This is a genomic window from Bradyrhizobium erythrophlei (assembly GCF_900142985.1).
Classification (GTDB): domain Bacteria; phylum Pseudomonadota; class Alphaproteobacteria; order Rhizobiales; family Xanthobacteraceae; genus Bradyrhizobium; species Bradyrhizobium erythrophlei_B.
On sequence record NZ_LT670849.1, the window covers coordinates 4,668,607 to 4,684,100 of the forward strand.

At 61.7% G+C, this 15,494-nt stretch carries 12 protein-coding genes; 8 read left to right on the forward strand and 4 right to left on the reverse strand.

What is annotated here, in order from left to right; genetic code table 11:
* Positions 1 to 90 precede the first annotated feature (90 nt).
* The 3 genes from BUA38_RS22045 (at position 91) to sseA (ending at position 2,731) form a co-directional block, all read left to right on the forward strand.
* Positions 91 to 1,266 (forward strand): vWA domain-containing protein, encoded by a 1,176-nt coding sequence (locus BUA38_RS22045; RefSeq protein ID WP_072821171.1) that lies wholly within the window; start codon positions 91 to 93, stop codon positions 1,264 to 1,266.
* 191 nt (positions 1,267 to 1,457) lie between these two features.
* Positions 1,458 to 1,877: a rhodanese-like domain-containing protein gene (locus BUA38_RS22050; RefSeq protein ID WP_072821173.1), complete on the forward strand. Its 420-nt coding sequence runs from the start codon at positions 1,458 to 1,460 to the stop codon at positions 1,875 to 1,877.
* A complete protein-coding gene (sseA, locus tag BUA38_RS22055) occupies positions 1,874 to 2,731 on the forward strand; it encodes a 3-mercaptopyruvate sulfurtransferase (RefSeq protein ID WP_072821175.1) in 858 nt (285 codons plus the stop codon). Before BUA38_RS22050 ends, sseA begins: the two co-directional genes overlap by 4 nt.
* A gap of 6 nt (positions 2,732 to 2,737) precedes the next feature.
* Here the strand turns inward: sseA and BUA38_RS22060 are convergent, their stop codons facing one another.
* The gene (locus BUA38_RS22060) at positions 2,738 to 3,595 is read right to left on the reverse strand and encodes a hypothetical protein (RefSeq protein ID WP_072821177.1); all 858 of its coding nucleotides are present in this window, start codon (positions 3,593 to 3,595) and stop codon (positions 2,738 to 2,740) included.
* Between the two features lie 477 nt (positions 3,596 to 4,072).
* Between BUA38_RS22060 and BUA38_RS22065 the strand changes: the two genes are divergently transcribed.
* Together BUA38_RS22065 and BUA38_RS22070 are read left to right on the forward strand one after the other, a co-directional pair.
* Complete coding sequence (locus tag BUA38_RS22065) at positions 4,073 to 5,431, forward strand: L,D-transpeptidase (RefSeq protein WP_072826314.1); 1,359 nt, start codon at positions 4,073 to 4,075, stop codon at positions 5,429 to 5,431.
* A gap of 178 nt (positions 5,432 to 5,609) precedes the next feature.
* Positions 5,610 to 6,242 carry a hypothetical protein gene (locus BUA38_RS22070; RefSeq protein ID WP_072821179.1) on the forward strand — a complete coding sequence of 211 codons (633 nt, stop codon included), beginning with the start codon at positions 5,610 to 5,612 and terminating at the stop codon, positions 6,240 to 6,242.
* Between the two features lie 32 nt (positions 6,243 to 6,274).
* Here BUA38_RS22070 and BUA38_RS22075 read toward each other — a convergent pair whose 3' ends face one another.
* Positions 6,275 to 7,234, reverse strand: coding sequence for a D-2-hydroxyacid dehydrogenase family protein (locus tag BUA38_RS22075; RefSeq protein ID WP_072826315.1), 960 nt, complete (start codon positions 7,232 to 7,234; stop codon positions 6,275 to 6,277).
* A 173-nt stretch (positions 7,235 to 7,407) separates the two neighbouring features.
* A complete protein-coding gene (locus tag BUA38_RS22080) occupies positions 7,408 to 7,611 on the reverse strand; it encodes a hypothetical protein (protein WP_072821181.1) in 204 nt (67 codons plus the stop codon).
* Positions 7,612 to 7,874: 263 nt separating this feature from the next.
* On the opposite strand from BUA38_RS22080, the gene ettA reads away from it, so the two are divergent.
* Positions 7,875 to 9,527: an energy-dependent translational throttle protein EttA gene (ettA, locus tag BUA38_RS22085; RefSeq protein ID WP_072821183.1), complete on the forward strand. Its 1,653-nt coding sequence runs from the start codon at positions 7,875 to 7,877 to the stop codon at positions 9,525 to 9,527.
* 10 nt (positions 9,528 to 9,537) lie between these two features.
* Here ettA and BUA38_RS22090 read toward each other — a convergent pair whose 3' ends face one another.
* Entirely contained in the window at positions 9,538 to 11,376 is a 1,839-nt protein-coding gene (locus BUA38_RS22090) for a tetratricopeptide repeat protein (protein ID WP_072826316.1), read from the reverse strand.
* A gap of 379 nt (positions 11,377 to 11,755) precedes the next feature.
* On the opposite strand from BUA38_RS22090, the gene BUA38_RS22100 reads away from it, so the two are divergent.
* Entirely contained in the window at positions 11,756 to 12,937 is a 1,182-nt protein-coding gene (locus BUA38_RS22100; RefSeq protein WP_072821187.1) for a lytic murein transglycosylase, read from the forward strand.
* A gap of 203 nt (positions 12,938 to 13,140) precedes the next feature.
* The gene (locus tag BUA38_RS22105; RefSeq protein WP_072821188.1) at positions 13,141 to 14,553 is read left to right on the forward strand and encodes an IS1182 family transposase; all 1,413 of its coding nucleotides are present in this window, start codon (positions 13,141 to 13,143) and stop codon (positions 14,551 to 14,553) included.
* Positions 14,554 to 15,494: the final 941 nt, after the last annotated feature.

The following is a 15,494-nucleotide window of genomic DNA, read 5'->3' on the forward strand; positions in this document are numbered from 1 at the left end:
CAGGTCCAGACCGGTACGGCTCCCGTCATGCTGCCCTGATCCGCACGGGCTACCCTTGACGCGGGCAGTGGGGCAGGCAATCTGAAGGGCATGTTCCTGCAATTCTTCACATCGCTGCGCGAGGCCCAGGTGCCCGTGACCTTGCGCGAATATCTGACGCTGATGGAGGCGATCGACGCCGACCTCGCGGAGCAGTCGGTGGAGAATTTCTATTATCTCTCCCGCGCCGCTTTGGTGAAGGACGAGCGCAACCTCGACAAATTCGACCGCGTGTTCGGCACCGTGTTCAAGGGGCTGGAAAGCCTGCTCGACGCGATGCTCAAGGCCGATATCCCCGAGGAATGGCTGAAGAAGCTCGCGGAAAAATACCTGACCGAAGAAGAGAAGAAGCAGATCGAGGCGATGGGCTGGGACAAGCTCATGGAGACGCTTCGCAAGCGGCTGGAAGAGCAGAAGGGGCGTCATCAGGGCGGCAGCAAGTGGATCGGCACCGCCGGTACGTCTCCTTTTGGTGCCCATGGCTACAACCCGGAAGGCGTGCGAATCGGGCAGGAGAAGAACCGCAACTTCCGCGCGGTCAAGGTGTGGGACCGCCGTGAGTTCAAGGATCTCGACGGCAATGTCGAGCTCGGCATCCGCAACATCAAGATTGCGCTGCGTCGCCTGCGCAAATTCGCCCGCACCGGCGCGCCGGACGAACTCGATCTCGACACCACCATCCGCGAGACCGCCAATCACGGCTATCTCGACGTCCATATGCGCCCCGAGCGGCGCAATGCGGTAAAGGTGCTGGTGTTCTTCGATATCGGCGGCTCGATGGATTCCCACATCGAGCAGGTCGAGGAATTGTTCTCGGCTGCGAAAAGCGAATTCAAGCATATGGAATATTTCTACTTCCACAACTGCCTCTATGAGGGCGTGTGGAAGCAGAACCGCCGCCGCTTCACCGATCGCACGCCGACCTGGGATGTGCTGCATAAATATCCGCACGACTACAAAATCGTGTTTGTCGGCGACGCCTCGATGTCGCCTTACGAGGTCATGGTGCCGGGCGGCTCGGTCGAGCATGTCAACGAAGAGGCGGGCGCGGTCTGGCTCGAACGCGTCACGCGCACCTATCCGCACGCGGTATGGCTCAATCCGGTTTCGCAAAAGCACTGGGACTATTCGGAATCGACCACCATCATCCGCCGCATCTTTGCTAATCGCATGTATCCGATCACGATTGAGGGTCTGGAGAACGCGATGAAGGAATTGGTGCGGTAATAAAAATACGTGCCCCGGACGCAGCGCAGCGCTTATGCGGTGTGCTGCTGATCCGGGGCCCAGGAAAGTGTCCGCGCTATGGGTCCCGGCTCCGCGGTGCATCGTACCGGACGACGTTTTGCGTCGCCGGGAGAACGTTGCGCCGCGTCCGGGGATACGAGAAGTGGCCGACACGTGTGAGGAAACACTTTATGCCCCAGACCATTCATCGCGGGATCAAGGCCCTCGTCGACGAGGCCAATGCCGAAATCGAAACCCTGAGCGCGGCGGAAGCGATCAAGGCCGCGCAGGGCAGTGACGTCGTCATCGTCGACATCCGTGATCCGCGCGAACTCGAACGCGAAGGCAAAATTCCGGGCTCGTTCTCCTGTACGCGCGGCATGCTGGAGTTCTGGATCGATCCGCAAAGCCCCTATGCGAAACCGGTCTTTCAGCAAGACAAGAAGTTCATCTTTCACTGCGCCGGGGGCTTGCGTTCGGCGCTTGCGGCCAAGACCGCGCAGGATATGGGGTTGAAGCCGGTGGCGCACATCGCGGGTGGCTTTGCCGCCTGGCGTGATGCCGGCGGGCCGACCGAGAAATGGGAACCGAAGAAGAAGGCAGACAAATGACCACCACCAACGACCCCCTCGTCTCTACCGAATGGCTGGCAGAGCGTCTGAAAGATGCCAACGTGAAGCTGCTCGATGCCACGTTCAAACTGCCCGGCGTGCTGCCGCTGCCAAAGGATGATTATCTCGCCGCGCATATTCCGGGCGCGGTCTATTTCGACGTCGATGCGGTGTCGGATCATTCCAATCCATTGCCGCACATGTTCCCGAGCGGCGAACAGTTCGGCCGCGATGTCGGGGCGCTCGGCGTTTCAAACAACGATACGGTCGTGATCTACGACGCCGGCGGCTGGGTCGCCGCCCCGCGCGCATGGTGGATGTTCCTGTCCTACGGCCATCGCGACGTCCGCATCCTCAATGGCGGCTTGAAGAAGTGGCGCGCGGAAGGACGTGCCGTCGAGAGCGGCGAGGTGACGGCGAAGCCCGCGACCATCAAGGCAAACTACGACGCCAGGCGCGTTCGCTCGATCGAGCAGATGATCGCCAATGTCGCAAGCCACGCCGAGCAGGTGATCGATGCGCGCGCCGCCGACCGCTTCGAGGGGCGCGCGGTCGAGCCGCGTCCGGGCATTCGTTCGGGTCACATTCCGGGCGCGCTCAATCTGCCCTACAACAATCTCTTCGATGCCGCGACCGGCACGATGAAGCCGCTCGACGACCTGAGGAAAGCCTTTACCGGCGCCGGCGTCGATACGGCAAAACCCATCGTCACAAGCTGCGGCTCCGGCGTTTCAGCGGCGGTCCTGACGCTTGCGCTCTACCGCCTCGGCGTCGAGAACACCGCGCTCTATGATGGCTCGTGGTCGGAATGGGGCAAGGCGGATGGTCCGCCGATCGCGACCGGGGCTGCCTGATAGAAGCTAATGCGAAGCCGCAGCCGGCGGAAATGATTGCGGCTGCGCGAACGGATTGGCCTGTTGCTGTTGCAACATCAGCTGCGCGCGCAAGGCGAGCCGCCGTCGCTGCAGTGCGCGCCGGGCCTGCACGCGCTTCTTGATTGCGGCTTGATCGGGTCTCGCCCGGGGGAGCTTCACCGTTCGCAAGGGTATTGACGCATCGTCGGTGACGTCGACCGGCGGGCCACCAAGGGTTGCGATTTTCATGGCCGCGACACTGACGGCAGCTTCCGCGCCGGACGCTGTTTCAGCCGTTGCGCCGGCCGGATCTATTTGTGGCTGGCTCGCTGGCGCAGCGATTGGTTCGCTCTCGATTGGCTCGATCTTGACCGCCGTTGTGTCCGATGTGGCGACGGTCATCTTGCGCTCGTCGGCGCCAGTCGTTGGCTCGATCCCCGTTGCTGCAGCCGGGGACGAAACAGCTTCGGTCGCGGGCGGATTTCCCGGCATCGATGCCGGCGTTGGCAACTCGGCCGGTTTGGCGGGCTCGAGAGGCGGCGCTTCAGCCGGCCGCAAGGCTGCAACCTGGTCGCTGCGCGCAGGTTCGACGGAGGGCATCGGCTGAGCGACGGGCGCAGGCGTCACCGCGGTCTGGTCATTCGCCTTGTCGAATGAATTCGGTTCGACGCGCAGCGTGGCGAGCACCGGCGTCGTCGTGTCCGGGCGTTGCGCAAACGGAAATTCCGGCGCCGCGCGCCAGGACGAGTTGCTGGCAAAGGATTCGTGGGCGGCGCGCAGCAGCGCGGCGGCGCCGAGCCCGAAAATCAGGAGCGACATCGACAACATGGTGGCTGCGAAAAGGAAGCGAAAGCCGGGAAGCATGGGCGCGCGAAATTCTTCCGAAAAGCTTGGCGGACGGGAACGCGGTGGCCACTCGAAGTCGAACTCGCCGGTGATCCCTGGATTCTCGGCTACTCACAAAAAACGCCCGCCGAAAATCGATAGCGAGCGCGGGAATCGGACCACTGGTGAAGCAGATTGGCCGCGCGCTGGAGCGACGAATCAGATTTGTTCAAGAATAGCGCAACGAGTTCGCGGCGCTCGTAAAATCTCGACGCAATTGAAATCGTCTTGTGCGGTGTTACCTCGCAGCCGCAGATATTGAGGCGAAAGGCCTCGCTTGTTCATCTCCGGTTCCAAGATGAACGGCTAAAACGGCCCAAAACCGGGTATCAGAGGCCCCAGTAAAGGGGTCGTGTCCGGCAGCAATACGGGGTACTTTGTCTTGAATGCGCCGCGATCTTCGGTCATCTGCCGTTAACGATCCGGTGGCGCCTTTGGGGCTATACAAGAGTAATGATGACCAATCGCATTCTGACGATTTGTGCCGCGATTTCTGCTGCCGTGGCAGCGGAAGCCGCAGGAACCTCGCTTGCGTCGGCGCAAAGCTACCCGGTCGGTCCGGGGACCGTCTATTCGCCTTCTCCGCCGCCCGGCTATCCCGGCGACTATCGCGGGCCGCGCCCGGCCGACTTTGACGCGCTGGATGACGAGGATAGTCCGAATGGACCCGGCTCGTCCCGCTTGTCGCCGCCCGGTGCGGTGCCGGCGCCGAACGATCCGCGTTACGGGCGCCCGATCTATTCTGACCGCGGCGGTCCAATCCAGTCGCCCGACGATCCCCGTTATGGCCACCCCCCGGGCCTCTATCAGGGACCGGTGATGTCGCCGGATGATCCGCGCTACGGCCGCCCGGCACCGGCGCCGGCCTATTCCGGTCCCGTGATGTCGCCGGACGACCCGCGCTATGGCCGTCCCGCACCGCCTCCGGGTGGCTATACCGGGCCGGTGATGTCGCCGGATGATCCGCGTTATGGCCGGCCGGCCGCACCGCCGGCGGTGATCTATGCCGATCGGCCTGCCGGTGCGCCACAGCCTTATGGTTCGCCCGTCGGCGAAGACGATTACGGCCGCGGGGTTCGTCCGCCCGGTGCCGTCGGTCCTCAGGGTAACGTCACCGGAAGCGTCCAGCCGCCGCAAGGTGCCGGTCCCCAGGGGCCTGACAACAAGACCGTGATGCTGCTGCCGCCGGAAGAGCAACCGGATGCGGCACCCGTCAACCTGCCGCCGAATCTGCGCCGGCAGGAGGTCAATTTCGCCACCAAGGAACCGGCGGGCACGCTCGTCGTCGATACGCCGAATACGTATCTCTATTACATCCTCGGCAATAACCGCGCGATCCGCTACGGCGTCCGCGTCGGCCGCGACGGCTTCACCTGGACCGGTGTGCAGAAGATCACCCGCAAGGCGGAATGGCCGGATTGGCATCCGCCGACCGAAATGATCGAACGCCAGCCCTATCTGCCGCGCTTCATGGCCGGCGGTCCCGGCAATCCGCTCGGCGCGCGGGCGATGTATCTCGGCAGCACCGTCTACCGCATCCACGGCACCAACCAGCCCTCGACGATCGGTAAGTTCGTCTCCTCGGGCTGTATAGGCATGCTGAACGAGGACGTCTCGGACCTGTTCGATCGCGTCAAGGTCGGTACCCGCGTCGTCGTGTTACCGGGTGGTCCGCCGCCGGGTGCGACCACGACGGCTTCGGCCGCGCCCGTGCCGGGCCCGTCGGCCGGACCTAGCGCTGCACCTGCGCCGAGCCTGCCCGGCACCCAGCCGACCTCGGTTCCGCCGCTGCCGCCACCGGTCACGGTTCGCTGACCATCAGCTCTCGATGACTTTGTTAAAAGCGCGCCCCACCCCGGCGCGCTTTTTTGTCACGTCGCCAGCCGTCGCCGTACTCATGCCCGGTAAGAAGTCGTTTACGATTTTTTCATAACGATGGTGCCAAACGTCAGTTCGTTCGTGTTGGCGCCAAACCATGAAATGGAAGTGAGCGGTGAGTACGATTGCTGCCAGCGCCAGCCATATCAATCCCGTCAACGAGACGCTCTATCGCCAGAGCAACCTGCTCGGTGACTGGAAGGGGACGACCAAGCAAAATCACGCAGCCGTTGAATTCAAGGTCATCAGCATCAACGGAAGTACGGCGCAGGTCGAGTACACACATAACGGACGTACCGAACGCGGGCAGGCCACCGTCAGCCAGAACTCCATCAGCTTCGGCAATGTGACGATCGCGACCCGCAACGGCACGCAGGCGGCGTTCGAGTTCGCCTATCAGCCGTCAGGACAGTTGGCCGCGACCGGCACCCAGACGGCCGTCCTCACCAAGGACGCCAGCGCCACCGCGGCTAATGCCAATCCGCTGGTCGGGAGCTGGACCGGTGCGACGGTCGACCACACCGCCTCGTTCACGGTCAGCTCGATCGACGGACGGGACGCGCAGGTCAAATATGCGGTCGACGGCCGCAGCGGTCAGGGTACAGGCGACGTCAGCAAGAATTCGGTTCTGCTCGGCAACGTGGCATTCAATAATATCGACGGAACGCACGGCACCGTGACGTATCAGACCTATCTACATCAGACGATCACGCTTCCTGTCACAAAGTTCGTGCCCAAGACGGCCTGATCGTGACGGCCTGATCGTCGATCCCCTGAGCCTTACGCCAGCCGCCGTACCGGCTCGCTCTTGAACCAGCCGTCGATGCCTTCGACCATCTGATTGTAGTGGGCGATGAAGGTTTCCTGCGTGACGTAGCCGAGATGCGGCGTCAGCACGAGGTTGTCGAGTTTGCGGAACGGATGGTCGACCGGTAGCGGCTCGACCGAGAACACGTCGACCGCAGCGCCCGCGATCTTGCGCGCTTTCAGCGTCTCCAGGAGCGCCAATTCATCGACAATCGGACCGCGCGCGCTGTTGACGAGGAAGCTCGTCGGTTTCATGCGGGCGAGGTCGGCGGCGCCGACCAGACCGCGCGAGCGGTCGCTCAGCACCATATGGATGGTGATGATATCGGCGGTCGAGAACAGCTCTTCCTTGGTGGCGTAACCGACGCCGACTTCCTGGCAACGTTCCTTGGTGAGGTTCGGGCTCCAGGCGATCACGTTCATGCCGAACACTTTCGCCATCGCCGAAACCTTGGCGCCGAGTTTGCCCAGGCCCAGCACGCCGAGCGTCTTGCCGTCGATTTCGATGCCGACATGCTTCTGCAGATATTCGCCGGCATGCATGCGGGCGTTCTCGCGGCCGATATTGCGGGTCAGTTCCAGGATCATGCCCATGGTGAGCGCCGCGGTCGGATCGCGCGGCCAGTGGGTGCCGCAGACGACGATCTGCTTGTCCTTCGCGGCCGCCAGGTCGATCGAATTGTTGCGCATGCCCGAGGTAATCAGGAGCTTCAGTTTGGGCAAAGCGTCGAACATGGCGCGCGGGAACGGCGTGCGCTCGCGCATCGCCAGGATGACTTCGAAATCCTTCAGCGCGCTGACGGCGGCTTCCGGCGAAGCAAACGGCTGGCTGAAGACGGTGATATCGACGCGATCCTCGACTTTGGACCAGTCAGCGACCTTGAGCGAGAGATTGAGGTAGTCGTCGAGAATTGCACAGCGCAGCCGCGTCATGGTCAGGTCCACTTCTGAGTATGGACGGCGCTCCATCGGCGCCGCCTCTTTGGAAGGCGCGCATGGTTGCGCGGCGCGCCCGTTCAGGCAAGCGCCACAGCTATCAAAATGTGGTCGGAGGACGGGGGTGTTTGCGCGTTACCGGCGGCTTCGGTCGGCCGGCGAGGGCGAACTCAGTTGGCGCGGCGAAGGGCGGCCGCCTGCTTGGCGCGGCAGGCCGGGCCCGGACCGCGCATGTAATGAAGTTCAGGGCGGTAGGGGTCGAGCGCCTTGGCGAAGAATGCGCTGAAGAAGGCGAGCAGGCCGGCGAAGGGATGGCTCTGTCCGTCGCGGCGGGCTGCCGGGGAGCGAATGGAAACCGAATCGATGATCGCCATGACGAATCCTGTCTTTTTTCCGGCGTCTTCTGACCCATTGGACGCCTCCTTGTGGCGTCGGGTTCGAGTTTCGGTCGCAACTTATTAAAAGAAGGTTTCAATTGTCCGGATCCCGTGTTCCTACCGGGACCCAACAGGCGGGACTGGTGAACAGAGGGAAAACCCGGGCCGGTCCGGCTCGGACGGTTGCCCTTTGGGGCCTGCGCCGCTACATGACGGCCAAGCTAAACATCCTTAAAAATCTCTTGATTCCAGGGGCCTCGATGGCGCGCCAATTCGTCTATTTCATGCAGGGTCTGTCCAAGACCTATCCGCCGAACCGCAAGGTGCTGGATAACATCCATTTGTCGTTCTACCCCGACGCCAAGATCGGCGTGCTCGGCGTCAACGGCTCGGGCAAATCGACCCTGCTCAAGATCATGGCCGGGCTCGACAAGGAATATACCGGCGAGGCCTGGGTCGCCGAGGGCGCCCGCGTCGGCTACCTCGAGCAGGAGCCGCACCTCGACGCCACCAAGACCGTTCGCGAGAACGTCATGCTGGGGGTTGCCAAGCAAAAGGCGATCCTCGACCGCTACAACGAGCTGGCGGTCAACTATTCGGAAGAGACCGCCGATGAGATGACCAAGCTGCAGGACGAGATCGAGGCCGCCGGCCTCTGGGATCTCGACAGCAAGGTCGACCAGGCGATGGATGCGTTGCGCTGCCCGCCCGACGATTCCGATGTGACGAAGCTGTCCGGCGGTGAACGCCGCCGCGTCGCGCTCTGTCGGCTGCTGCTCGACCAGCCCGAACTGTTGCTGCTCGACGAACCGACCAACCATCTCGACGCGGAATCCGTGTCATGGCTGGAAGGCCATTTGCGCAACTATCCCGGTGCGATCCTGATCGTGACCCACGACCGCTACTTCCTCGATAATGTCACGAGCTGGATCCTTGAACTCGATCGCGGCAAGGGCATTCCCTACGAGGGCAACTATTCGTCCTGGCTGGTGCAGAAGCAGAAGCGGCTCGAGCAGGAAGGCCGCGAGGAGGCCGCGCATCAACGCACACTGGCGCGCGAACAGGAATGGATCGCGGCTTCGCCCAAGGCGCGCCAGGCCAAATCCAAGGCGCGCTACCAGCGCTACGAAGATCTGTTGAAGCAGGCGTCCGAAAAGCAGACCCAGACCGCGCAGATCACGATTCCCGTGGCCGAGCGTCTCGGTCAGAACGTGGTCGATTTCGAGGGGCTCGTGAAAGGCTATGGCGACCGCCTCCTGATCGACAATCTCTCCTTCAAGCTGCCGCCCGGCGGCATCGTCGGTGTGATCGGCGCCAACGGCGCCGGCAAGACCACGTTGTTCCGCATGATCACGGGTCAGGAGAAGCCGGACGCCGGCACGATTGCGATCGGCGAGAGCGTGCATCTCGGCTATGTCGACCAGTCGCGCGACGATCTCGAGGCCAAGAAGACCGTATGGGAGGAAATTTCCGGCGGCAATGAACTGATCCTGCTCGGCAAGCGCGAGGTCAATTCACGCGGCTATTGCTCGTCGTTCAACTTCAAGGGCGCGGACCAGCAGAAGAAAGTCGGCGCGCTCTCCGGCGGTGAACGCAACCGCGTGCATCTGGCCAAGATGCTCAAGTCCGGCGCCAACGTCTTGTTGCTCGACGAGCCGACCAACGACCTCGATGTCGATACGCTGCGCGCGCTCGAAGAGGCGCTGGAGGATTTCGCCGGCTGCGCCGTCATCATCAGCCACGATCGCTGGTTCCTCGATCGCATCGCCACCCACATGCTTGCCTTTGAAGGCGACAGCCATGTCGAATGGTTCGAAGGCAACTTCCAGGACTATGAGAAGGACAAGATGCGCCGGCTCGGCCAGGATTCCGTCATCCCGCACCGGGTGAAGTACAAGAAGCTGACGCGGTAGGGGGCGGCGTCTACAATCCGCGGCCGGAATTTGCTTCTAGCGGGTTAGAAAGTAGCGCCGTCAATTCAGTCCGCACACGATCCAAAACGCTGCCGTATTCGCGCGTTTGCGACTGCCGAAACAGACGCATGGTCGGGTACCACGGATTGTCGTCCCGATGAAGCAGCCAGCGAAAGTCCGGCGTGTACGGCAGCAAGATCCATGTTGGCCGGCCGAGAGCTGCGGCGAGGTGCGCGACACTGGTGTCGACCGTGAGCACCAGATCGAGACAAGACACGAGCGCAGCGGTCTCGGCGAAATCGGTCATATGCTCGGAGAGATCGACGACCTCTCTCCTCTCGCGGAGAAAATCGGCATCCTGCGGCCGCGGGTTGTTTTGCAGGCTGACGAACGTCGCATCGATATCGAGAATGCGAGACATTGCTTGCAACGATATCGACCGGTTTTGGTCGTTCCGATGTTTCGGATTGCCGGACCAGGCTAACCCGATCCGCAATCTCTCATGCGGGCCCAGACGGCTTTCCCAGGTTCGTACCCGGTCTGCATCGGGAGAAGGCAAATAGCTTTCGCAGGCCGGCACATTGTCACGCGTCGTCCTGAACGCCAGCGGCAGACTGTCGATGGGGATATGAAAGTCGAATGGCGGCAGCGCAGTCCCCGGCAACTTCGGCAGACATAGCGAAACGCCCTGCAATCGCGAAAGCAGCGGACAGAGCGACGGTTCGACCACGAGGATGACGCGGGCGCCGCGGGATGCGAGCAGCGGCACGTAGCGTGCGAACTGGATGACGTCTCCCAGTCCTTCGTCCTGACAGACGATCACGGTCTTGCTGGCGACGGATTCTGCCCCAAGCCACATCGGGCCGGAGAATTTAGGATACGACTCCACTAGCGCTGGAATTCTCCAGCGTACCTCGCGCCCGCTCCAGCCTGCTTCGAAATTTCCTCTCAACATCTGGAGCAAGGCAAGATTCCAGGCCGCTTCGGCGTAGTTCGGATCGGCCGCTATGGCGCGCTCATACATTGCTTCCGCTTCGTCGAAACAATGGAGTTCGGTCAATACCGCCGCTTTGTTGGCGAGCGGTCTCGCCTGATCCGGCTTGATCTGTAGTGAGCGCTCGTACCAGATCAGCGCTTCGTCCCGCCGTCCCAACGCATGAAGCGCACCGCCATGGTTGTTGCAGACGTCGGCGCTGGCGGGATCCAGCTTTATGGCACGCTGGCTATCGGCCAGGGCTTCCTCGAACCTTTTCATCTCCCGCAGAACGAGACTGCGCATTTGGAGCGTCAAGGCGTGATCCCCCAGCAACTCCAGGCTTTTGTCGAAGAAAGGAAGGGCTTCCTCGAAGCGTCCCAATCCGTGAAGAATATATCCTGCCTTGCACGCCGCATGGCCATTCCGCGGATCGAGCGCCAGCGTATGCTGGAAACAGAGAAGGGCGTCCTGCGAACGGCCAGCCTCGATGAGGGCATCGCCCATTTGCCACCAAAGCATCGCGTCGCCGGGCGCTAGCCCAACGGCCTTGTCGAATACCTTGATCGCCTCATCAAGCCTGCCCGATTTCGCGAGTGCCGTCCCCAAGGTCGTCAGATATTGCGCTTTTGGATCTTTCCTGATCGCACGTGACGCCCACTCGACGGCATGATCGAACTGACTTGCTTCCATATGCGCGACGGCGATCAGGTTCATGGTCTCCGGATTTTCCGGATCCATTGCCAGGGCCTGCTGGCAGCCGAGATGCGCGTCCAAAAAACGTCCAGCAAGGATGTGCCGGATGATGGCAGCGTGAAGCACTGCGATCGCGTGTGCTTGGCGGTCGCCCTTCTTGGTTTTGATCTTGTTGGCCACCGGCGAGCTCAGCGGTTTATGGTAGGAATTGTATGCCAGCAGGCGGCACAAAGCGCCGCTCGGCGACCGCCGGATGACGACAGCACAAATCCGGTCGTGATTGCTTGTCTCGCTGGCTAACCCGCATCGATTGTTGGCGCCGCTTGCTCGAATTGACCGATTCGAATCATTTCCAAGGCGACTATCGGTCAATATTTCTCGAAATACAATTCGACGTCGAGAGCGTGATGGGCCGCACCAGTCATGGATTTGCCGCTGATGATCGTGCTTATATCCACGCTCCGTCACGATATCTCGATGTGGAATATCCCGACATCAAATGCGACAGAACCGGATCACCAGACTAGCAGTTGCGCTGGCTTTCGCTGGGTTCTTTGGGATGTCGATACTTCCCACCCGCGCCGCGTCCGATCCCGCCTTTACACAGTTCATCGCTTCGCTGTGGCCTGAAGCGCAGGCGCAAGGCGTGTCGCGCGCGACGTTCGATCGCGAGACCGCGGGCCTCGAGCCGGACTACAAGCTGCCCGACCTGATCCTGCCGGGACGGCCCGCCACAGGCGCGCCGTCGCAGGCCGAATTCGTGCAGGTGCCGGCCGACTACATCAAGGAAGCGTCGATCGCGCGGCTGGCGGCCGAGGCCCAAAAGCTGATGGCGAAATATCGCAGCGCTCTCGACGGCATCGAAAAGCAGTTCGGCGTGCCGGCGCCGATCGTGCTCGCGATCTGGGGCCGGGAGACCGATTTCGGCCGCTACACTTTGCCATATGACGGCGTGCGCGTGCTGGCGACGCAGGCCTATGTCGGCCGCCGCAAGGATCAGTACCGCGACGAATTCATCTTAGGCTTGAAACTGATCAATGACGGCGAGGTCACGCGCAAGGATTTGCGCGCCTCGTGGGCCGGCGCGACCGGGCTCACGCAGTTTTTGCCCTCGGAGTTCTACAAGCATGCCGTCGATTTCGATGGCGACGGCCGCAAGGACATCTGGCACTCGGTGCCGGATGCGCTGGCGTCGGCCGCCGAGCAACTCGTCAACAAGGGATGGCAGAGGGGCGTGCGCTGGGCCTATGAAGTCACGCCGCCCGCCAACACTGACTGCACATCTGGTGTGCCGGAGGTGACGAAACCGCTTCGTCAATGGCTGCGCGAAGGCTTCGTGCCGGTGCGCGGGCAACGGTTGAGCGCGGCCGAGCAGGCGGAGGAGGCTTCGCTGCTGCAGCCGGAAGGCGTTTATGGCCCGTCATTCCTGACCACGAAGAACTACTTCGTGATCAAGGAGTATAATTTCTCCGATCTCTATGTGCTGTTCGTCGGCCATCTCGCCGATCGCATGGTGGCGCCGCTTCCCTTCGCCACGCCGTGGTCGGCATCGACGCAGCTGCGCACCAAAGACGTCGAGGCGATGCAGCGCCATCTGACGCGCATCGGCCTCTATGCCGACAGGGTCGACGGCAAGGCCGGCATGAAGACGCGCTCGGCGGTCGGCGCCTATCAGAAACAGGCAGGGCTCACGGTGGACTGCTGGCCGAGCGAGGCGGTGCTGCGCTCGCTTTCGCGATAGCGTTTTCGAGCGAAGCCTGCCCTCGGACTTGATCCGGGGGTGGGTACCGGTTCGCGTGAAGAAAACGCGTCAAACAAAACTAGCGTTTTAGAGCAGGCCTTTCAGAAACCTCCGGCAACAAAAAACCCGGCCATTTCCAGGCTGTGTGAGAACTGGGGCAAATCAGATAGAGAGGCCGCATCATTAATGATGCGGCCTTTTTCATGCGCTACATTCGAGGTGGGGACCGTAACCAGGCGAGTTTTTTGCCGGCACGGATCGATGATTACGTTGCCGCTGATGCGGCGGTGCGGGTAATCGATGCCTTTGTTGAAGGTCTCGATATGTTCGGGCTCGGCTTGGTTCGAGCGACACCGGCGGTGACCGGGCGGCCCGGCTATGACCCGCGCGATCTTCTGAAGCTCTATATCTACGGGTACCTCAACGAGGTTCGTTCGAGCCGCAAGCTGGAACGCGAGTGCCGGCGCAATGTCGAACTGATGTGGCTGTTGGGGCGGCTTGCCCCCGACTTCAAAACAATTGCGGACTTTCGGCGGGACAATGCAGCCGGGATCGTAGGGGCATGCCGGGCCTTCGTGCTGTTCTGCCGCGAGCAGGGACTATTTGCGGCCCGTCTGGTGGCCCTCGACGGTTCGAAGTTCCGGGCGGTGGCGAGCGCCAAGCGGATTATGGGCGAACGCAAGGTCGCCGAAGAGGCCGGCCGGATCGATCAACAGATCGCGGCTTATCTTGCCAACCTCGACAGCATCGATGCGGGCGAGCGGGCCGATAGCGATGCGGAACAAACGGCTGCGGCTCTCCAGGCTCTCAGGGCACGCCGCACCGACCTTGATGCTCTGGCGGCGCGACTTAAGGCGGAAGATCGGACTAGTCTTGTAGAAGGTGAGCTCGATGCGCGGCCGATGGGTAAAGGGGCAGGCTCCAAGCCTCCTTCCTACAATGTCCAGACGGCGGTCGATGCTGCGACGGGGCTGATCGTCCACCATGAGGTTACAACCGAACCCACCGACAACCGGCTGCTCCATCCGATGGCCAAGGCGACGAAGGATGCGGTGGCGGCCGATACGCTCACGGTGGTGGCGGACGCTGGCTATTCGAACGGAGCAGACGCGGCAGCCTGCGAGAACGATGGCATCACGCCTTGTGTGCCAGCGAACCGGGCCGTCAACAATCAAGGCGACTTCTTCGACCGCACGGCCTTCATCTATGAGCCGCAAACCGACAGTTTTCGTTGTCCGGCGGGCCGAACACTGGTGCGCAAGCAAATCCTCACCAGAAAGCAGAGCGTCTTGTATATCGCCGACGATTGTTCGGGTTGCGCGCTCAAGCCGAGATGCACCCGCGTCGAGCGCCGCTTCGTTCAAAGACACCTTTACGAGGACGCGCTTCAATGCATGAATGCCCGCGTCGAAGCCGATCCACACCTCATGCGGCAGCGGCGATGCGCGGCTGAACACCCGTTCGGAACCATCAAGCGGATGACGGCTGGCGGCAGGTTCCTCACCCGAGGCCTTACCAACGTCAAGACTGAAGCCGCCCTCAGCGTTCTTGTCTACAACATCATGCGGGTCATCAATCTCATCGGCTCGCAAAGCCTCAAGATTAGGCTCGCCTGACCCTAAAAATTAAAAAAAGAGGCCCCGGATCACCGCAGCCTCTCGTTTCCACACAGCCTGATTGTCCGGGGCTTTTTCATTTGCGCTCATTCCCCACCCACTGAGGCGGCCTTCTCCTTGAGCTAGCAGACTGGAACCGATAGCTTCAGCGCCATGCTGGGGGAATCTTCAACGAAGCAATTGATCGGGGCCGTTATCGTCGCTGCGGCGGCTGGCTTCCTAGTTTATTTCGGATCGCTCTATGTGGTCGATCACTGGATAACGCCGCGTGACACCAACGATCCGCTCGTCAAGCAACGCGGCTTGAAGTTAGAACAGGCTCCGGCTCTAGCGAAATGAAAGAAGGTAACCAACCGAAGCGGCCTTATTCATCCCAAATGCGCTCGCCGCACCTTTCGCATTTGAAAAGACGAATTGTCTTTCCCTGCTCGGAATCGAGAAACTGATGGCTAAGTTTAAGGGCGGCAGCACACGCCGGGCAATGAAGAAATCAATCTCGATCTTGCACCACCGTGTTTTGGTTTTCGTGCATGCCCGAACCCTATCGTTCCAGCGCTAAGTTCAGAATTTGGACGTTTGTTCCTAAAAGTGGGATTAGGACATCTCCAAAACTCAGAGGGCACTACGGTTTTCAGAACCGGCTACGGGGGTCGCAGGCCAACACCGCTCCCCGGTGCAGCCGACCACGGGCCCCACTTCGTGCGGGCCATTTCGTTGCGCCCATCATCCCCGATGGTGGGTTCGCAGGAACGATCTGTCCGGCGCCGGCTTACCTCCTATACGTCTGGAGGATTCCATGCGGCATATGACCCGGGAGCGGCTTACTCGAAACGTCGTGGGAGCGATGGTAGCGATGGTGCTGGCCACCGGCGCATTGTTCGGCGTCGCACGCCATTTCGCGGGCTGAACCGGAGCCTTAGAGCGTGTCAGCCCTCACCAAC